General features: G+C 64.8%; 19 protein-coding genes and 1 pseudogene. 11 read left to right on the forward strand and 9 right to left on the reverse strand.

The features are described 5' to 3' along the window. The first annotated feature begins 40 nt into the window (after positions 1-40). Positions 41-1,384 carry a family 1 glycosylhydrolase gene (locus ON44_RS38085; RefSeq protein ID WP_040699530.1) on the forward strand — a complete coding sequence of 448 codons (1,344 nt, stop codon included), beginning with the start codon at positions 41-43 and terminating at the stop codon, positions 1,382-1,384. 253 nt (positions 1,385-1,637) lie between these two features. Here ON44_RS38085 and ON44_RS38090 read toward each other — a convergent pair whose 3' ends face one another. Continuing rightward, complete coding sequence (locus ON44_RS38090) at positions 1,638-2,357, reverse strand: SDR family NAD(P)-dependent oxidoreductase (RefSeq protein WP_040699531.1); 720 nt, start codon at positions 2,355-2,357, stop codon at positions 1,638-1,640. Positions 2,358-2,443: 86 nt separating this feature from the next. Here ON44_RS38090 and ON44_RS38095 point away from each other — a divergent pair, with 86 nt between their 5' ends. Continuing rightward, a complete protein-coding gene (locus tag ON44_RS38095; RefSeq protein WP_051182954.1) occupies positions 2,444-2,995 on the forward strand; it encodes a TetR/AcrR family transcriptional regulator in 552 nt (183 codons plus the stop codon). 24 nt (positions 2,996-3,019) lie between these two features. Here the strand turns inward: ON44_RS38095 and ON44_RS38100 are convergent, their stop codons facing one another. Next, complete coding sequence (locus ON44_RS38100; RefSeq protein ID WP_040699532.1) at positions 3,020-3,670, reverse strand: hypothetical protein; 651 nt, start codon at positions 3,668-3,670, stop codon at positions 3,020-3,022. A gap of 18 nt (positions 3,671-3,688) precedes the next feature. Between ON44_RS38100 and ON44_RS49055 the strand changes: the two genes are divergently transcribed. Then, entirely contained in the window at positions 3,689-3,919 is a 231-nt protein-coding gene (locus ON44_RS49055) for a hypothetical protein (RefSeq protein ID WP_083898404.1), read from the forward strand. Between the two features lie 19 nt (positions 3,920-3,938). Beyond that, positions 3,939-4,796: a MerR family transcriptional regulator gene (locus ON44_RS38105; RefSeq protein WP_040699533.1), complete on the forward strand. Its 858-nt coding sequence runs from the start codon at positions 3,939-3,941 to the stop codon at positions 4,794-4,796. A 65-nt stretch (positions 4,797-4,861) separates the two neighbouring features. Here ON44_RS38105 and ON44_RS38110 read toward each other — a convergent pair whose 3' ends face one another. Beyond that, positions 4,862-6,181 (reverse strand): cryptochrome/photolyase family protein, encoded by a 1,320-nt coding sequence (locus tag ON44_RS38110; RefSeq protein ID WP_040699534.1) that lies wholly within the window; start codon positions 6,179-6,181, stop codon positions 4,862-4,864. Between the two features lie 226 nt (positions 6,182-6,407). On the opposite strand from ON44_RS38110, the gene ON44_RS38115 reads away from it, so the two are divergent. The 3 genes from ON44_RS38115 (at position 6,408) to ON44_RS38125 (ending at position 9,741) form a co-directional block, all read left to right on the forward strand. After that, positions 6,408-6,827: a YciI family protein gene (locus tag ON44_RS38115; RefSeq protein ID WP_040699535.1), complete on the forward strand. Its 420-nt coding sequence runs from the start codon at positions 6,408-6,410 to the stop codon at positions 6,825-6,827. 9 nt (positions 6,828-6,836) lie between these two features. After that, the gene (locus ON44_RS38120; protein ID WP_040699536.1) at positions 6,837-8,114 is read left to right on the forward strand and encodes an RNA polymerase sigma factor; all 1,278 of its coding nucleotides are present in this window, start codon (positions 6,837-6,839) and stop codon (positions 8,112-8,114) included. A 163-nt stretch (positions 8,115-8,277) separates the two neighbouring features. Next, on the forward strand, positions 8,278-9,741 hold the full coding sequence (locus ON44_RS38125) for a short-chain fatty acid transporter (RefSeq protein WP_040699538.1): 1,464 nt from the start codon (positions 8,278-8,280) through the stop codon (positions 9,739-9,741). Between the two features lie 102 nt (positions 9,742-9,843). Here ON44_RS38125 and ON44_RS38130 read toward each other — a convergent pair whose 3' ends face one another. Together ON44_RS38130 and ON44_RS38135 are read right to left on the reverse strand one after the other, a co-directional pair. Continuing rightward, entirely contained in the window at positions 9,844-10,032 is a 189-nt protein-coding gene (locus ON44_RS38130) for a DUF6186 family protein (protein WP_157187513.1), read from the reverse strand. 8 nt (positions 10,033-10,040) lie between these two features. Then, a complete protein-coding gene (locus tag ON44_RS38135) occupies positions 10,041-10,445 on the reverse strand; it encodes a hypothetical protein (RefSeq protein WP_157187514.1) in 405 nt (134 codons plus the stop codon). A gap of 36 nt (positions 10,446-10,481) precedes the next feature. Here ON44_RS38135 and ON44_RS51005 point away from each other — a divergent pair, with 36 nt between their 5' ends. Together ON44_RS51005 and ON44_RS38140 are read left to right on the forward strand one after the other, a co-directional pair. After that, complete coding sequence (locus ON44_RS51005; protein ID WP_157187515.1) at positions 10,482-10,640, forward strand: hypothetical protein; 159 nt, start codon at positions 10,482-10,484, stop codon at positions 10,638-10,640. Between the two features lie 50 nt (positions 10,641-10,690). Next, positions 10,691-10,978 (forward strand): putative quinol monooxygenase, encoded by a 288-nt coding sequence (locus ON44_RS38140; RefSeq protein ID WP_040699562.1) that lies wholly within the window; start codon positions 10,691-10,693, stop codon positions 10,976-10,978. Positions 10,979-12,011: 1,033 nt separating this feature from the next. Here the strand turns inward: ON44_RS38140 and ON44_RS38150 are convergent. After that, positions 12,012-12,464 carry an Lrp/AsnC family transcriptional regulator gene (locus ON44_RS38150; protein ID WP_040699548.1) on the reverse strand — a complete coding sequence of 151 codons (453 nt, stop codon included), beginning with the start codon at positions 12,462-12,464 and terminating at the stop codon, positions 12,012-12,014. A gap of 181 nt (positions 12,465-12,645) precedes the next feature. Here ON44_RS38150 and ON44_RS38155 point away from each other — a divergent pair, with 181 nt between their 5' ends. After that, positions 12,646-13,560 carry a DMT family transporter gene (locus ON44_RS38155; RefSeq protein WP_218007740.1) on the forward strand — a complete coding sequence of 305 codons (915 nt, stop codon included), beginning with the start codon at positions 12,646-12,648 and terminating at the stop codon, positions 13,558-13,560. 52 nt (positions 13,561-13,612) lie between these two features. Here ON44_RS38155 and ON44_RS38160 read toward each other — a convergent pair whose 3' ends face one another. Then, entirely contained in the window at positions 13,613-13,996 is a 384-nt protein-coding gene (locus ON44_RS38160; RefSeq protein ID WP_040699563.1) for a winged helix-turn-helix transcriptional regulator, read from the reverse strand. Between the two features lie 87 nt (positions 13,997-14,083). Here ON44_RS38160 and ON44_RS38165 point away from each other — a divergent pair, with 87 nt between their 5' ends. Next, positions 14,084-15,064, forward strand: coding sequence for a zinc-dependent alcohol dehydrogenase family protein (locus tag ON44_RS38165; protein WP_040699552.1), 981 nt, complete (start codon positions 14,084-14,086; stop codon positions 15,062-15,064). A 414-nt stretch (positions 15,065-15,478) separates the two neighbouring features. On the opposite strand, the pseudogene ON44_RS53100 reads toward ON44_RS38165, so the two are convergent. Together ON44_RS53100 and ON44_RS38170 are read right to left on the reverse strand one after the other, a co-directional pair. Further along, positions 15,479-15,664: pseudogene (locus ON44_RS53100) on the reverse strand (hypothetical protein); the annotation flags it as partial. A 361-nt stretch (positions 15,665-16,025) separates the two neighbouring features. Then, on the reverse strand, positions 16,026-18,111 hold a 2,086-nt coding region (locus ON44_RS38170; RefSeq protein WP_040699553.1), incomplete at its 5' end, for a CHAT domain-containing protein.

Below are 18,111 nucleotides of genomic sequence, written 5' to 3' on the forward strand. Positions count from 1 at the left end.
ATTCGTCCATCGCCAGCGGCGATCGAGTTACCCTGAATCGATGCGATCCCGGTTCCGTCGGTACGTCCTGGCCGCGCTCGCCGCCGCCGCGTCGACAATGCTGCTGTGCACGAACTCCTCGGCCGTCCCGCCGATCCGGTCGAACGCGCTACCGGTACTGGATTCGGATTTCCTCTGGGGTGTCGCGGCCTCCGGATTCCAGTCCGAAGGCCATGCGCCCGATAGCAATTGGACGCGTTATATCGCGAACTCCGGTGCCGACGAACTGCGCGATTCGGTCGACTTCTACGACCGATACGCCTCCGACATCGATTTGGCGGCCGAGCTGGGCGTGAAGGTGTTCCGGATCGGGATCGAATGGGCTCGCGTACAGCCCGCTCCGGGCAGTTGGGATGCCGGCGCGTTCGGTTTCTACGACGCGGTGATCGCGAAGATCGTGGCTGCCGGGATGCGACCGATGATCACCCTTGACCACTGGGTCTATCCCGGCTGGGCGGCCGACCGTGGCGGCTGGCGCAATCCGGGCATGGTCGAGGATTGGCTGGCCAATATGCGCACGGTCGTCGACCGCTACGCATCCCGAAATCCATTGTGGGTCACCGTGAACGAGCCGGTCGCCTACATCGTGCACGAGACCGGCCGGGGCGCGGCGAGCGGGCCCGAAATGCTCGACCGCCTCGCGCAGGCCCACAACGCCATATACGACTACATCCACCAGGTCCAGCCCGGCGCCCAGGTGACCAGCAATGTCGGCTATGTGGCCGGCTCGGAGGCGCAGGTCAACGGCGAGTTCGTCGATCGCGTAGCCAACCGGCTCGACTACGTGGGCGTCGATTACTACTTCGCCTACGATCCGGTGCAGTCGCTGCTGAGTTCGATCACCAGGGCCATCGGGTCGGCGATGCCGCAGCTGCCCGGCCAGCGCATCTGGGAACTGCCGGTGCGCACCGAGGGCATCTACTATGCGCTGCAATACTATTCGCGCCGTCTTCCGGGCAAGCCGCTGTACATCGTCGAGAACGGCATGCCCACCGAAAACGGCATTCCCCGCGGTGACGGCTACACCCGCAGCGATCACCTTCGCGACACCGTCTACTGGATCCAGCGCGCCAAGGCCGACGGCATGAACGTCATCGGCTACAACTACTGGAGCCTCACCGACAATTACGAATGGGGCAGCTACACACCACGATTCGGCCTCTACACCGTCGACGTGCGCACCGACCCGACCCTCACCCGCCGCCCCACCGATGGCGTCGGCACCTACACCCAGATCATTGCCGCGGGCGGTCTCCCCGCCGACTACCGCCCCACCCGCGGCCCGTCGATCTGCGTGCTCGTCGACCCACCGGCCAGCTGCCTGAGCCCGGTCGCAAACCCGTAGCAGACAGCCGTGCCGCCGACTGCAGATCGAAACCGCCGCACGCGGTCACGGCCCCCGCATTCGAATTCGCCTGCCGCCTGACCTACGACCAGCACGGCCTGATCCTCGACTATCCGGGCATTGCCACGCGAGTCCAATGAGGCCGGTGTGTCAGCACCCAACAGTCACTGGTTCAACCGCGGAAAGCCGACCCATGGGTGGGGATCGCACCACCCACGGCATCGACCGCATATGACTTCGCAATGGGGCGGGTTTACCGGCCGAGCGCGTCGAAGACAACCTCTGCGCGATCCCGCGTCTCGTACATGCGCCATCCGGTGTCGGCGATTCGGTCCGGGTCGAGCGTATGTCCTTCTGCAGCACCGTATTTCGCTGGGTCAGCGGTGACCATGGCGTGGATGTCGCCGCGTTCGACCAAGCCGCCGATGGTGAGCGTTCCGGCGTAGATACCCCGGTCGGCCAGTGCAGCGTTGAGGGTGAGCGCGTAGTTGCGTAGCGCTGCGGCGGCCAAAGCCAGTTGGCCCAGCATCGGCATGGGACGCACACTGGACAACCCGCCCGCGAAAACCAGCCCGCCGGTACGGCGTTCGAGCATGCCGGGCAGCACGGCGCCGACGACGTGCACCGCGGGCCACACCCAGTCGAATGCCGATCGCGCGATCGCGACGTCGATCTCCGCGATCGGAACCGGCAGCTGCGTCGGGCCGGGACCGTAATAGACGAACTCGACATTTCCGCTGGCGCTGATCGCATCCAGAACCTCGGTCAGTCGATCCGGATCGGTGACATCGGCTGTGTGGGCGGTGGCGTCGATGCCCTGTGCGGCGAGATCAGCCAGATAAGCACCGTGCCGGGCGTCGCTGCGAGAGACCAGCGCGACCCGGAATCCTTCCCGCCCCCACCGACTGGCCATCGACATGCCCAATCCCGGCCCGACACCGACGATCACGGCTGTGCGTGCGCTGTTCGTCATCTCTACCTCCAATATTGAGGGGTGCCTCACTTTCAACGAGGCTAACACTAGAGTGAGGGGGTCCTCAAGTTTGTATGATGGTCGTCGTGACTCGACCGATGCGCCGCGACGCGGCCCGCAACCGCGACCGGTTGCTGCAGGAAGCCGCCGGCGTGTTCACCGAACAAGGACTGTCCGGGTCGCTGGAGGAGATCGCACGGCGGGCCGGAGTCAGTATCGGCACGCTCTACAACCACTTCCCGACCCGCGACGCCCTCATCGACGCACTGCTGCCACCCCGCCTTGCCGCCGTGGACGAACTCGCCGAACAGGCTGCGACTGAACAGGATTCCTGGGCCGCACTCACCGGTTTCGTCGAAAACCTGCTGACCCGACTCGCCGCCGACCGCGGACTGCTCGAAGCATTCACCGGCGATCACCCCGCCGCCGCACAACTTGCCCAGGCATGCGCGCGGGGAATGACACATCTGTCGACGGTGCTCAACCGCGCTCGCCGCGACGGGACACTACGCGCCGACGTCACCGACGACGACGTGGTGAAGCTTGTCTGGGCGCTGTCGCTTCTCGGCGACAACGCCGGCGAATCGGCATGGCGGCGATCCCTGCGGTTCGTGCTCGACGGTCTCCGCGCTTCCTGAACTGCATCACTTCATCGGCCGCGGTCAGGAGTCGGCGGGTGTTTGCACCGCGATTTCGCCACCCAGTTCATAGCCGCCACTCAACTGCAGCCCGTCGCCGCTCCAAAACCGCCCGGGGTCATACCAATTCGGGCTTCGGTCCTGCGACAACAGCCCCATCGACTGATAGGTCGCGGCCACGATCTCCGCGCAATACGCGGTCTCCAACTCCTGGACGACCGTTCGGCGCGTCCGGCGTCGTGGGAGGCGTGCTCGGCCGCGCAGCCAGCGTCCGGCGAGACCGGCAGTGGAAGGAAAGGGGGTTCCATCGAATCGGGCGATGGTGCGCAGCAAGCTGTCTTCCATCTCTTTGGTTGCCGGACGGTTCAATTGGCGCAACCAGGCCTGCTGACCGTAGCGGTGTGCCCACACCGATACGGCGTCGCGCAGATTGTGTAACTGGACGCCGCGGCGCGCGACACCCGACCACATGTCGGGCAGTGATCGGCCCAGTTCCGCATGCCAGATCAACGCGGGCAGATCATCGAGCACGACCGACATTCCCACATGGTTCACCGGACTGTTCGTCGTCATCCGAATCGCACGATCGGCCGCCGAATGCCCACGGAACAACCAGATATCGCCAGTTCTGGTGAGCTCGAGCGCCCGATCGAGACTGATGCTCGTCCCCGTCATGGAAGTAGCCTATGCGGTATGAGGTGGTGGAAGGCAGTGGGATTGGCAGGTGCGGCCGGCGTGGTCGCAACCGGTGTTGTGGTCGTACGCGCTGAGCGCCGCCGCCGCGCCTACACTCCGGACCAGGTCCGCGAACAACTGCACGTGCGATTCGCGCAGGCGACCGCAGTTGAGGCGGCCACCGAATCCGCTACTCCCCTACCTCGGGACACCCCCGGTAGCCGCATCCGACGCCTGTTTCACCGCTGACGGCAGGCAGAATCACGTCATGCCGCACCGTTCGATGCCCGCTCGGGACCAGGCCGGTTATTCGGTCCGCACGGCGGCCGAGCGGCTCGGGATCCCGACTGCGACGCTGCGTAGCTGGAATCGCCGGTACGGAATCGGGCCACAGCCGGAGCGTCCCGGGCGGCACAGGTTGTACACCGAAGCCGATATCGGAGTGCTGACCCGGATGCTCGATCTCATTCGTGCGGGCGCGACACCGGCCGGCGCGGCCGCCACGGCGCGCGGACCCGCGCTGGCCTTCGGCGACCGGCAAGCCCTGCTGTCCGCCGCGTTCGCCCTCGACACGCCGATGGTGTGCGAACTGCTGGACAAGCATGTGCGCACCTACGGGGTCGTCGACACGTGGGATCACCTGTGCCGCCCCGCTTTTGCCGAAATCGTCGCCCGCCAGCTCGACGGCGAGGGGTGCGTGGATGTCGAGCATCTGCTGTCCTGGTGCATCATCGCGACTTTGCACCGGACCGTACCGCCGACCCGCACCCGTGATCCGGTGCCGACGATCCTCGCCTGCACCAGCGGCGAGTCCCATTCCCTGCCATTGGAGGTGGCGCGCGCAGCGCTGGCAGAGCGTGGCACGGGTGCGCAGCTGCTCGGCCCGGACGTACCCACCGCCGCGCTGCACGACACGCTCACCAGAATCACCGTCCCCGCAGCCGTCATGCTCTGGTCCCAGCAAGCGGCGACGGCTCTGACCTCGGCGGTACTCGCGTGCATCAACGCCGGTGCCCGGATATACCTCGGGGGACCCGGCTGGGACCATGCGATCCTGCCCGATACGGTCATTCGGATCGGCAGCCTGGCCGAGACTGTCGAACGGCTGGGCCGGACTCCGGTCTAGCCGGGCGCGCAGCACGCGGTGCGTCCGGGTCCGAGCGCCCCAGGTAATAGCGCGCTGAAACATGCTCACATTCCGTTGAATTCGACGATCGGCGGCGGGTAGTCGGCAGCACGGATACCCGCCCGCCACGGTCGATGGATCTCCACGCCGGGCAACATCGCCAGCTCGGGCAGCCAGCGGCGCACATAGTCACCGTCGGGATCGAACCGCTCAGCTTGGCGCAGCGGGTTGAGCACACGACTGGAGCGGGTGTCGGTGCCCGTACCCGCCATCCACTGCCAATTCAGCCGGTTGTTCGCGATATCGGCATCGACCAGCCATTGTTCGAAATGTTCGGCCCCGGCCCGCCAATCCACACGCAACGTCTTGACCAGGAAACTCGCGGCGATCAACCGGGCACGTCCCGGCATCCACCCCTGGGTGAGCAGCTGTCGCATCCCGGCGTCGACCATCGGGTATCCGGTGCGCCCGGTCTGCCAGGCCGCCTCGGCCGGGGGATCCGAACGCCAAGGTTCGAGCGGTGCCCTGTAGTCGGACACGGCCACATCGCACCGGTCGGCAAGCACCTGGTGATAGAAGTCGCGCCAGGCCAGTTGCCGCACAAAAGCATATCCGCCCGGATCAGCCGTATCGGTGCATGTCACCACCTCGGCCGCGGACAAACAGCCGAAATGCAAGAAGGGTGATAGTCCCGAAGTGCCATCGGCGGCGGGCACATCCTTGTCCTCGGCGTAGCGGCGCACCGGCCCGGACAGCCAGTGCTCCAACACTTTCCGGCCTGTCGTCTCGCCGCCCACCACTAGTTCGGGTGAGCCGGCACCGATGTCGGCGGAGTCCGGTATCGGCTCACCGGCTATTCGCGGCACCGTGACCGTGCCGGGCGCAGCGAGCGGTCGCCGTATCGGCGTATCGAGCCACCGGCGGAAGTACGGCGTGAAAATCGCGTAATGACCGCGCCCGGTATCGGGCCGAATCGCACCCGGATCCACGGCGGTGATCGAGGCCGCGTGACTCTGCACGCCGCAACCGATGCGCGAAAGCCGCTCCCGCAGCGCGTGCTCCCGACCACGGCTGTAGCGGGTGACGTCCGTGGCGAGATGCAGACTCCGCGCATCGACATCGATCGCAACCCGCTCGACCTCATCGACTACCCGGCCGCGGCGGATGATCAGCCTGCCACCCCGTGCCCGCAACTGCTCGTCGAGCTCACGCAGCGCCGCGGCCAGGAACCGCATCCGATTAGGCGCGTTGCGCACCCTGGCCAGGATGTCGACATCCAATACGAACAGCGGCACCACCGAATCGGCTTCGCGGCATGCGGCGGTCAGTGCCGGGTTGTCGTGGATACGCAGATCCCGGGTGAACAACACGATGGAAGCGGCCATGCCCTCACTGTAGATTCATATTGATGCATAAACGATGCAACCGCATCCGCGTGCCGCTACGGGTGTCGGCCACCGACCGGTTGGCGCTGTTGTCCGAGAACGGACCTACCGTTGAATTCTGGTCCTGGGAAGATTTTTTCGGCGGCGCGTCGATCTTCGACATTCCCCGTTCGACTCGAGAGTGAGAGGGTCCGAGAGGGACCCGGATACTCGAGGAGACAGAACCATGAAGTACATGCTGATCTGGCGCGCCACCGACGAGGCCTACGCGGGGATGGAGAATTTCGACTTCGACAAGATGCTCGAGACCGTCGGTCGGTACAACGAGGAGATGATCCGGGCGGGTGTGCTGGTTGCCGCAGAGGGGCTCGACGATGCCGCCGATGGCGTGGTCGTCGATTATTCGTCCGAGACGCCCGTGGTCACCGACGGACCGTACGGCGAGACCAAGGAGCTGTTCGGCGGGTTCTACATTCTCAACGTGGCATCGAAGGAGGAGGCCGTGGAGTGGGCCAAGCGGTCGCCGATCACCGGTCCCGGCTTCAAGACCGAGATCCGTCGGGTCACCACGATCGATGAGTTCCCGCAGGACAACGAGTGGATCCAGAAGGAGCGGAAGTGGCGGGAAGCGACCGGTCAGCTCTGAGCGGATCGAATGGCTGAGCACGCCGACCGCGCGGCCGTCGCCGCCATCTGGCGGATCGAGTCGGCACGGATCGTCGGTGCACTCGCGCGGTATACGGGCGATTTCGCGCTGGCCGAGGACCTCGCCCAGGAGGCGCTGGCCGAGGCCCTGGTGACGTGGCCGCGGGACGGCGCGCCCCGCAATCCGGCGGGGTGGTTGCTCACCGTCGGTCGGCGTCGCGCGATCGACGCGTTCCGTCGGCGCTCCGCCCTCGATGAGAGATATGCCGCCCTCGCCCGTGATCTGGGCGAGGGCGGTGTGGCCTCCGGGCGCGAACCCACTCGCGAGGCCGAGGACATGCTCTGGGATCCGGATCGGATCGATGACGACGTGCTCGCGTTGATGTTCATCTCCTGCCACCCTGTGCTGTCACGGGAGGCGAGGCTGGCGCTGACCCTTCGGGTGATCGGCGGTCTGACCAGCGATGAGATCGCCAAGGCATGCCTCGTGCCGACCGCCACCGTGCAGGCCAGGATCACCCGAGCGAAAAAGACCTTGGCGGCGGCGCGGGTGCCGTTCGACGTGCCGTCGACCCAAGAGCGGGCCGAGCGCCTCGGCTCGGTGCTCAGCGTGATCTATCTGATCTTCACCGAAGGGTCCACGGCCAGCTCCGGTGACGAGCTGATCCGATCCGAGCTGGCGGGCGAAGCACAGCGTCTCGCGCGGGTGCTCGCCCGGTTGGTGCCGAACGAGCCCGAGGTCTACGGCCTGCTCGCGCTGCTCGAACTGACCGCCGCGCGCTTTCCGGCCCGTACCGGACCGGACGGCGAGCCGGTCCTATTGGAGCAGCAGGACCGTCGCCGCTGGGACCGTGCCGCGATCCGCCGGGGCCGGGCCGCCCTGGCCCGCGCGGAGCAGGTCGGCCGTGGCCTCGGGGCCTACGGCTTGCAAGCGGCGATCGCCGAATGTCATGCCGTCGCAGCCTCGGTCGAGACGACGAACTGGGAGCGCATCGTGCTCATCTACGAGGCGCTCGGCAGACTGGCACCGTCGCCGGTGGTCGATCTCAACCGGGCGGTGGCAGTCTCCATGGCCCAGGGACCGGCTGCGGCGCTGCCGATCGTGGACAGGTTGGCGGCGGCTGGGGCGCTGTCGAATTCGCATCTGCTGTCGAGCGTTCGCGGTGAGCTGCTCACCCGCCTGGGACGCACCGATGAGGCGCGGACCGAACTGGAGCGCGCGGCAGAGCTGTGCGGTAACAAACGCGAGCGAACGGTGCTGCGGCGCAAGCTCGCTGAGCTCGGCTGATGGTGGGCAGTACCCGGTGTTTCTGCATTTTTGCAGACCGTACCTGCAACTTTCCCTCTTGCCTGGACACAAACGGGGCATCGATACTCGCCAAGCGAGCCTTGTGTGGTGCGTCACATGCATCGGGCAGCCTTGTGCGGAGAGAAAGATGAGGAACGACGGGATGACGTCCGCAAATACAGAAGCCAGCCCCGACAAGGTTGAAGCAACCAGCTCTGAGAAGGGTCTTGCGCGGGTTGCGCAGTCGCTCGCCAGGTGGACGGAGAAGTGGTTCCCGGACGCTTACGTCGTCGCGCTGGCGGGCGTATTCATCGTGGCCGTCGCCGCACTGGCCAACGGCTCGTCACCGCGAACAGTCGCGAACGCGTTCGGCGACGGTTTTTGGGATCTGACCGCTTTCACCCTGCAGATGGCGATGGTGGTGCTCACCGGATACGTCATCGCCACCTCCCCACCCGTCGCCCGGCTCATCGACCGGCTGGCCACCTTGCCGCAAACCGCCAGCAGCGCAGTGAGTTTCGTTGCGTTCCTCTCGATGTCGATATCGTTTCTGAACTGGGGACTCAGCCTGGTTTTCGGCGGTCTGCTGGCCCGCGCGATCGCCCGTCGGGCCGATCTACGCGTGGACTATCGGGCGCTGGGCGCCGCGGCGTTCATGGGGTTGGGCGCGGTGTGGGCACTGGGAATATCCTCCTCGGCCGCGCAACTGCAGGCCACGGCCACCTCGTTGCCTCCGGCCCTGTTGAAGATCACCGGTGTCCTCGACTTCGGGCACACGATCTTCACGTGGCAGTCCCTGCTCATGTGCGCCATCATCATGGCGCTCACTGTGCTGATCGCGCACTTCTCCGCACCGAAGGACGCAGCGATCAAGACCGCCCAGGAACTGGACGTCGATTTGGATGACCACCCCGCGGAAGTGGCTCCACGCTCCCGTCCCGGGGAATGGCTCGAGTACAGCCGCGTCCTGCCGATCCTGGCCGCGGTGTTGACGGTGGGCTGGTTGATCTCCCAGCTCACCAGCAAACCGGTGCTTACCGTGGTCAGCAGCCTGAATGGCTATCTGCTCGTCTTCCTCATGCTGGGCTTGGTGCTGCACGGGACCCCGCGCAAGTTCTTGCAGGCCATCTCCCTCGCCGTACCCGCCACGGCCGGAATTCTCGTCCAGTTCCCGCTGTACGCCGCCATGGCCGCGATCCTCACCAAAGCCAAGGGCAGGGGCGGCCTCACCATCTCCGAACACCTCGCGCACTTCTTCACGAGTATCGGCGGCGGCGGAAGCTTTGCCATCGTCATCGCCCTCTACACCGTGGTACTCGGCGTCTTCGTCCCGTCCGGCGGTGGAAAATGGCTGGTCGAAGCACCCTACGTCATGCAGGCATCGACCGATGTGCATATGAACCTCGGCTGGACGGTCCAGATCTACAACGTGGCCGAGGCACTGCCGAACCTCATCAACCCGTTCTTCATGCTGCCGCTGCTGGCAGTCCTCAAACTGCGGGCGCGCGACCTCGTCGGATTCACCTTCCTGCAGTTCCTGTTCCACCTGCCGGTGGTTCTGCTTCTCGTATGGTTGCTCGGAATGACATTCGAATACCTGCCCCCGATCCTGCCCGCCACCCCGTGACCTCGGCCGGTCCGGCGGACCCGCGCAGCTTTCCCGGACATCGGCGTATTCGATTGCCTCCTGGGCGATCTCACGACCGCGGACCTCGACGAGCACCTCCCGCTACCGGACGAGAAAGTGCCAGCCGAGCCATGCCCACGCGAGCACAGCGACAATCCTCACCAACCGATTGCGCGTGAGGTACGCAATCGTTTCCCCCACGGGCGCCACCAGATCCCGGCGCACATGCGTAACCACGACCACGCCGAGCGCGACCACCAGCACCACCACGAACCCGACGATGACGATCATCCGATCGCTCATCTCGAAACCAGCCACCAGCCTGCACCCAGCCATACCAGCCATCCGGCGAACCGCAGCGGCAACTGCTCGAGTGCCGGATCCAGCAGCGTCGACAAAGTCGGGTGTAGATCGTTGGGCCTCGTCCAATCCGGTTGCTGCACAAAGGCATACACTTCCCACGCCGATGCGCCGACCAGCAGCGTCGACCAAACGACCACCCCGCGCCGCAGCCGGGCGGTGCATGGAATCTGCTCGGGTCTGGTGCGGAATGCCAGCACCGACACCACGACCACCGGCACCACCACCAGCACGGTTGCCGGCCAACTGAACGGCTGGGTGGCGGCCCCACCCGCCGCCAGTACAACACCGACGACCAGCGGCAGCATCCGCCGCCGGAATGGTCGTGCCAGCTCCCCTGTCACCTGGGCAGAATAAGCCCCTGAGCACCGAATTCGGGCATGTTCAGTGGCACCGACACCGCGGCCTGGCCGCTGGCCACGCACGATGAACAGTTCCTCGGCTATCTCGATATTGGTCCGACCGGCGCCGATCAGCGCGAGAATCTCGGACTCACGACCGCTCTGATCCGGGCCGCCACCAACCGGCCCGCCGACTGAGCATCGATGAAACCATTCAGTTCGTAGTCCACTCACCCATGAGGAGAACCATGCTCGCAGTAACCGCCGATGTGACCGTCAAGGATGGGTCCGGCCCCGAGTTCGAAGCCGTCGTCGCCGACCTGGTCACCCAGGTCCGGGCCAACGAACCCGGCAATCATGCCTACCAACTGGTCCGGTCCCAGGCCGATCCCAACAATTACCGCTTCTTCGAAATCTATTCCGACAAGGAAGCTTTGGACGCCCACGGCCGCTCCGACCACTTCCGCGCCGCCGGCAAGCTCATGGCGCCACTTCTGGCCGCGCCCCCGAAGCTCGAGTTCTTCGACACCCTCTGACCCCCACCCTCTGCGGACCCCAAAGCGTCCGCAGAGGGTAATCCCGCTCGCGCACGTGCATCCGCCGAATGAATGCTTCGGCCGCCGTCTGGAGGCCGGGATGGACGCAGCGACTCAGCAGGAGTCGATACTCGGGGTCTCTCCGAATCAGTGCCCGCGAGGGGGCCGGTAGCAGTGAACGGCAAGCGTCTTCCTACTCGCGAACCTCGACTTGGAGTTTCGCGACGCTGCCGTGCGCCGACACGGACGTACGTATGGCGCCTGGCCCTCGAATCACTGAGCCGGCTGATCGGGCAGGATCTCGCCGGGCGGCTGCTCGGGCTGGTTCTGCTGCTCTGGGTTCTGCCGCTCTGGGTGAGGCTGCTCGAGCAGAGGCTCATCGGGTGAAGGCACGTGCGGCGGAGGCGGCTCGGGCAGTGCGTAACCGGACTGAGTCACTGTGGCCGACGTGGCGGCGACGTTCGCGATCGCAGTTCCCCCGAGCACGAGCGCAAGTGGAACCGCTCCCGCCACGACAATCGAGACCATCTTCTGTCGACGCGGGGCGGGAGCCCTGTGTTTGCTTGTGCCCATTGACATATCCCTTTCATACGAAAAGAGATTTTGGACTTGCATATTTCTGTCCGACAGCCATATCGAAGACTTCGGAGTATCTCCGAGCATAGGTGACAGTTTGCAGCATGTCTATGGCACCTGTTCCATCCGCATGAATATTCCGGTCGATGAATTAGGTAACCTGCGACGCTGAATAAGACGGGCGATTACGACGGCCTCAGATGCTCGCGTCTCGGACTTCGCGAGCAGGTGAGCGGCGACGTTGCGCTCGTTCACACAGGTCAACGGCGGCATACCCGGTCAACCGAGAGCCAGATCGCGCCGACCGCCGAGACTTGACTTTTCGGTCTACCGCATCGCTGATCCGGCATCCGAAATTTCCATTCGCATCGGGCTGTCCGTTAATTGTTCGGACTTATTTTCGGCTCGCCGCCGGGCTGCCCCTCGCCGGTAAGCAAGGGGACCGATCGGGCGAGCCTCAAATCGGCTCGATGACGTTCTTCCGCAGGTGCCCGTAAACCACCGAGGTGCGTACGTCCGCGAGCTCCTGCCGCACGGTCAGCTTGTCCAGGACCACCGCGTGCAGATGGTCGGTGTCGCGAACCGCCACATGGAGCAGGAAGTCCTCCGTGCCCGTGAGCACGAAGACTCCGATCACCTCGGGCATCCGCGCCACGAAGGCTTGGAACTGCTCGATGATCGCACGCGTCGGCGGCCGTACCCGCACCGCGATGATCGCCTGCAACCCCCGGCCGAGCGAGGGGAGGTCCACCTCGGCGTGAAATCCGAGCAGCACACCGCGCTCACGGAGGGAGCGCACCCGTTCCAGGCACGTGGAGGGGGCAATGCCCAACTCCTGTGCCAGGTCCCGGTTGGTGCGCCGACCATCTTGCTGCAGAAGCCGCAGCAGCGCCGAATCTAGTTCGTCCATGTTCCGTCTCACTCACCAGTATCTGAATTTAGTTCGGCCATAGTGTCATGTTCCCGGACTAATTGCTAGCTTTCTCGCGGCAGTTCCGTTCATGATGCGCTTCTCCACGATGCGGTCGGGCGGCGAGGAGAAGTTCGGATGGGAAGGGGTATCAGGGGTGGACGAGCGGAGGACCAGGATCTTGGCGATCTGTTCCGTCGTGGCGGCCGCGCTGTTCTGGAGCAGTTCGTACGCGGTGACCAAGCAGGTGCTGGCAGACGTCGGGCCGTTGACCATCGGGGCCATCCGCTTCACGCTCGCCGCGGTGCTGCTCGGGATCATGGTGCGGATGCGCCGCAACCCGGGCGCACGGCCGGATGCCCGTCACCGGCGGATGATCTACCTGAGCGGCGTGCTCGGCATCACGGTCTACTTCGTGCTGGAGAACATCGGCGTCGAACTGTCGACCGCCTCCGACGCCTCTTTGATCGTGGCCACCTATCCGCTGATGACCATGCTCGTGGAGCTAGTGGTCTTCCGGGACGGGATGCCGCTACTACGGGTCGGCGGCGTGCTGCTCGCCACGGCCGGAGCCTTCCTGGTAGTGCGCAACGGGGCGGAAGTCGGAGGCAGCGGGCGCTGGTTCGGCGATGTCCTGCTGCTGCTCGGCGGGCTGGTGTGGGCCGGGTACAACGTGCTGGGCAAGTTCGCAGGACGCGGGCAGGACGCGGTGAATCTCACCTACTACCAGACCGTGCCGGGTGCCGCCGGGTTCCTGCTCGCCTCGCTCCTCGAGCTCGGGGACTGGCGGGTACCGGACGCCACGGCCTCAGTGCTGCTCGCCTATCTCGCCGTGGCATGTTCCGTCGGCGGCTTCCTTCTCTACAACTACGGTCTGCGCCGGATGACCTCCAGCGTCGCGGTCAACATCCTCAACCTGGTACCGGTGTTCGGTGTGCTCGGTGCCGTGGGCATCAACGGCGAGACGGTCCGGCTCGGGCAGGTCTTCGGCGGCGTGATCATCGTCGCCGGTGTGACAGTCGGATTGATCGAGCGCCGAACGGCGGTCGAGAAAGCCACGGTTTCCGAGCCGATCCCGGTCGGCGAGTGCGCATGAAAGAGTCCGGCCCCGAACAGGACAACACGCCTCCGAGGGCGCCCCACCAAGATCAACCCGCCGCGCGTGCCCGAGCAGAAGTAGCGGCTTCCGCCGCCTCCTGGAAGTCGACGATGGCCCCGCCGTAGTCCCTCGCCCAGTTCGTCAGGACCTCGATCGGCTCGACGAGGGTTCGGCCGAGGTCGGTGAGGCTGTACTCGACTCGCCGTGGCGCTTCGGCATGACGTTCGACCAGACCGTACCGCTGGAGTCGGCGCAGCGTCTGGGTGAGGACCTTGCGCGAGATGCCGCCGATGAGGTCGACGAGCTCACCGTGCCTGCGAGGCTGATGGCTGAGCCCGAAGAGCACGAGCACGGCCCATTTGTCGGAGATGATCTCGACCGCCAGGCGCGTGGGGCAGTCGGCGAGGAAGGCAGGTCCGGCCGCGTTCTGCATGAAAATCAAAGGTACCAGGAGGTAACCCACGACTTCGTAACGTCTTGTGCGAGTAACGAAACCAGCACCAGAAGCGGAGGAGTCACCATGCCACGAGTGGTCGTGTTCAACGAGTTCGGCGGGCCGGATGTCATGCACATCGTCGAGGAACCAGTCGTCGAGCCCGCTGCCGGCGAGGTACGGGTCAGGATCGAAGCGTTCGCCGTCAACCCGCTCGACCAGATGATGCGGTCGGGCACCTCGCCCGCAACCATTCCTCTGCCACACGCTCGCCTCGGCGTCGAAGGAACCGGCGTCGTTGATGCGCTGGGCCCCGAGGTCACCGGGCTGATGGTCGGCGATCCGGTCATCCTCACGGCCATTCCGGACGCGAGCGTCAGGGGCAGCTACGCCGAATACACCACAGTCCCCGCGAGCCGGATCCTCGCCCGGCCGGCTGGGTTCACAATCACGGAGGCGGCGGCGATCTGGGTCGCGTACTCCACCGCCTACGGCGCGCTCGTCGAGAAGGCGAGGATGCGGCCCGGCGACCATGTCCTCATCACCGCCGCGTCCGGCGGCGTCGGCCGCGCGGCAATGCAGATCGCCAATCAGATCGGCGCCGTGCCCATCGCTATCACTCGGCATACTGCGAATAAGGATGATCTGATCGCCGCCGGCGCCGCCGCGGTCATCGCCACCGATCATGTAGACGTCGTCGAAGCCGTACGCCACTACACCGGCGGGACCGGAGCCGACATCGTCCTCGACGTTGTCATGGGCCCCGGCCAACAGGACCTCCTGAAGGCGGCCCGTCCCGGTGGAACACTGGTCGCCGCAGGCTTCCTGGACCCTCGGCCCACCCCCTTCCCGGCAAGCACGTCGCTCACGATCTTCAGCTACCGAAGCTTCGAGCACACCCTCGACACCGTCGTGGTGAATCGCATGGCGGCCTTCCTGAACGCCGGTGTACGCCTCGGTGCACTGCGGCCCGTTATCGACAAGGTGTTCGCCCTCGACGACGTTGTCGAGGCACACCGCCACCTCGAGAAGGGGCTCCACGCCGGCAAGATCGTCGTTGAGGTCTAGCAACGGACCAGAAGGAGCTGGCCAACAGGTGGCTGGTGCAAGGAAGGACCGGCCACGACTTTTGGGAGACTTTCTGGCGAGTTTCCGGGTCTGGATACGACTACGGCCCCTAACCGTCCGCGTTGATGCGCTGGTCAGAGGCCGTTTTCGGCTCCCCCATCTGGACTCGAACCAGAAACCTGCCGTTTCTGAGTAGGCGATGTTTCTGACTTCTCGACAGTTCCCAATAGTGCCCGCGAGCTGCACTGATAGCGAAAATTGGGATCCCAACAAATCCCGTTGAATCCGATCGATTCCCGCCGAAAGCGTGTCGTTTGCGTGTCGTTGGTCGAGTTGGCCCGAGAATAGTCCACAAAACAGCCTCCAGCGTGTCGTTAAACAACACGCCGGACACTTGAGGCTAATGGCAATTTGTCAGCAAACTTGACGAGCCTTCGCGAACCCACCAGTGGCGTCATGCATTTGTTGGACAGTGAGCGTCTCTACTGCCACTCGGGCGTGTGCCCAGGGAGCGAGATCATTGCGGGATGTGGACAGCGCGACCGCGGCCTTGTAGAGGACGGCGAGCTGGTTGCCTAGCAGTTGCGGGTCCGTGGCGCCGGGCCTGTCAGGCCACCTCGGTGAGTCCACCCGGCGCCCCTGGCCGTCAACCAGGCGAGCCCGATCGTGGCCGCGCGCGGTGTCGCTGCACCCGCGGGCGGTCCAACCAACGCAGACTCGCCGAATCTGACACTACCTTCGAGGAGGTTCTCGACGACGTCCGCCGCGACATGGCATGGCAGCTCTCCGCGTACGGCGAATCGCCGAGTCAGCTGCGCGCGGCGCTGGCGATGAAAGGCATTGCCTCCCAGCCGTTATAGCGCCCGTTTAGCTGCCAAGCACACCGAGGGACCGGCTCCCAGGCCGGGCAACCGTGAGGTAGCCAACCAATCGAATGTCGCACCGGAGTGAAGATACGGTCCTACCAGCGTCCGAACAGACACATCCCCGCGGCGGGCTTTCGAGCATCCGGAAATTGGGCCAAGAACGCACGCCGGAATGCTATTGGTAGCGGAGTGCCTCGGGCGTGTGCTTCATAGACGGCAGCGAGAAGTGCGCCCGAACTCCGATCATCGAGATCCCAGAGTCCGCCCACTACTAGGGATGCGCCAGCGAGGATGCATGCCAAAGACGCGACGACCGAGTGCGAAGCTTCGGGCGATCGAGCCGACCAGCAGCAGCCGAGACTGACCGCATTCGGCAGAGGCAGCGTCAGAAAGTCTGCGAGAGGAAGCTTTTCGGTTCCGAGATCGATCTCGAACTCGAAACCTTCGGAACGAGTTCCGTGAGCACTGACAACGAGCAAATCGTAGGTGTCCGACCGCAGAGCCGTGCCGAGATCCGCGAAGTTGCGAGCCTGGCGAAAGCTGATGCGGCCGTCGTCACTCAAGCGACGGAGTGCCTCGATTTCGCATTGCGAACCGTTCAGGTTCTCGTTGAACAGGCCGATGATCCTCGGATGTGGCGCGGCAGTGATCGGAGTCAGTCGCATGACCGAGGCGACCGAGGGAGCGACACAGAACTGGGAAACGAATTCGGGAAGAAGCCGTGGCCAACACAGTTCCCATGAAGGCTGATCGGGAATGATGTAAACACCGGCGCCCATACTTTCGGGTTCGAGATGTCCGAACAGCCGTTCCGACAGCCACGTCAGCTGCTCGTCTGCGAGGTCCTCAGAGGAAACACCGATCGCTGCTTCGATCAGATCGATCCGCTCAGAGGAAAGGGTGATTTCTTCAACCTCACACTCTGTCGAGGTAGCCGCCAACGTGGTGACGTGTAGATAGCTTCCGTAGGGCTGGCTATCGGGATCGTCCACGATGTCGTGCGACAGGGTCACCCAGACTATCGACGCGTCCGGAAGGAAGGATTTCAGATCGGCGATGTCCAGTACCTCAGGATCGCGCTGCAGGGCGTCGACTGCTGCCAGATCAGTTAGTGCCCGAGTCGCCGTAGACAGGTTCGCGTAGCGGTGATCCAACGCGACCCCGAGACGGACATCTCCGGCGAAGTCCGCGGCCTGTGCCGCAATATTGGAGCCGCGATGACTACGGTCTATCCGCCGGGCCGCCGAACAATAGTCGACCAAAAGGCTGTCGACCGGCAGCATCGACTTAGCCGTGGTCACATGGTCGTTGGCCAGTCTGAGCATACTGAGCCGAAACTCGTTCGGACTGTACAGCTGTCCCGAATGCAGCAATGCCATCTCGGAAATCAAACGGCACGTGGCGGCCTGGTCAGGAGTATTTGCTTGCTCGACGAGACGGGCGTATAGCTGCGCGACGGCATGAAGGTCGCCAGCATCGGCTGCCCGAGCCGCCCGACTGGGTAATGTCTGGTCACCGGAGAAAGCCGAGCCAGGCGATGCGTCGTGGTTTTGCACCCACCGGGCCATACGCTCGACATGTCGAGCTGCGGGGTCGGAACGTTCGACACCCGCGAACTCCGAAAGGTACTGAGCGCGCAGCGGTCCATAGACGTCGGCGTCGCGCCTGGTCAACGGCATCTGACCACGGTAGAAGTTGAACAGTGCGCGGTATCCCAAGCTGTGCGGACGGTCTTTGGCTGCGACGAGCACTCGCTTCAGCAGAGGAAAGATCCCGTTATCGTGAGCAGCAGCGGCAGCCGAGCGAAGCGCTTCAGACTGGCGTTCGCTTGTCGCCAGATTCTCGATCTGCACAAGGATCGCCTCTACGACCGCCGAGACAGCAGTGCTGTCCGCATGATGGATCCGGTTCGAGTCGAGAGCCCGGGATAGGCATTCCAGATTCGCGTCGGAGATAGCTTGTCCCGAAGCGTGGAAATCCTGAGCAACGCCAGCAGCCAGATCCTCGTATCCGCGGATCGTGTAAAGCTGCTGAATCCGCGCGGCCACAGTGGCCGTGACCACCCCGGACAGATGGCTGGCCGGTCCACCCTCGGCCGTCTCGATCAGGACATCACGCGCGTAGGCGATGTCCTGCTGGAATATCGGACTACGACTGAGTAGATCGAATAAACGCGCAGCA

It is taken from the genome of Nocardia vinacea NBRC 16497 (assembly GCF_000308835.1).
GTDB classification, from domain to species: Bacteria; Actinomycetota; Actinomycetes; order Mycobacteriales; family Mycobacteriaceae; genus Nocardia; species Nocardia vinacea.

Coding starts and splice junctions, on each gene's coding strand:
- ON44_RS38125 (WP_040699538.1), top strand. CDS start 8,278: ATGACGTCCGCAAATACAGAAGCCAGCCCCGACAAGGTTGAAGCAACC.
- ON44_RS38110 (WP_040699534.1), bottom strand. CDS start 6,181: ATGGCCGCTTCCATCGTGTTGTTCACCCGGGATCTGCGTATCCACGAC.
- ON44_RS38140 (WP_040699562.1), top strand. CDS start 10,691: ATGCTCGCAGTAACCGCCGATGTGACCGTCAAGGATGGGTCCGGCCCC.
- ON44_RS38100 (WP_040699532.1), bottom strand. CDS start 3,670: ATGACGGGGACGAGCATCAGTCTCGATCGGGCGCTCGAGCTCACCAGA.
- ON44_RS51005 (WP_157187515.1), top strand. CDS start 10,482: ATGTTCAGTGGCACCGACACCGCGGCCTGGCCGCTGGCCACGCACGAT.
- ON44_RS38160 (WP_040699563.1), bottom strand. CDS start 13,996: ATGCAGAACGCGGCCGGACCTGCCTTCCTCGCCGACTGCCCCACGCGC.
- ON44_RS38150 (WP_040699548.1), bottom strand. CDS start 12,464: ATGGACGAACTAGATTCGGCGCTGCTGCGGCTTCTGCAGCAAGATGGT.
- ON44_RS38120 (WP_040699536.1), top strand. CDS start 6,837: ATGGCTGAGCACGCCGACCGCGCGGCCGTCGCCGCCATCTGGCGGATC.
- ON44_RS38090 (WP_040699531.1), bottom strand. CDS start 2,357: ATGACGAACAGCGCACGCACAGCCGTGATCGTCGGTGTCGGGCCGGGA.
- ON44_RS38085 (WP_040699530.1), top strand. CDS start 41: ATGCGATCCCGGTTCCGTCGGTACGTCCTGGCCGCGCTCGCCGCCGCC.
- ON44_RS38165 (WP_040699552.1), top strand. CDS start 14,084: ATGCCACGAGTGGTCGTGTTCAACGAGTTCGGCGGGCCGGATGTCATG.
- ON44_RS49055 (WP_083898404.1), top strand. CDS start 3,689: ATGAGGTGGTGGAAGGCAGTGGGATTGGCAGGTGCGGCCGGCGTGGTC.
- ON44_RS38105 (WP_040699533.1), top strand. CDS start 3,939: ATGCCGCACCGTTCGATGCCCGCTCGGGACCAGGCCGGTTATTCGGTC.
- ON44_RS38115 (WP_040699535.1), top strand. CDS start 6,408: ATGAAGTACATGCTGATCTGGCGCGCCACCGACGAGGCCTACGCGGGG.
- ON44_RS38130 (WP_157187513.1), bottom strand. CDS start 10,032: ATGATCGTCATCGTCGGGTTCGTGGTGGTGCTGGTGGTCGCGCTCGGC.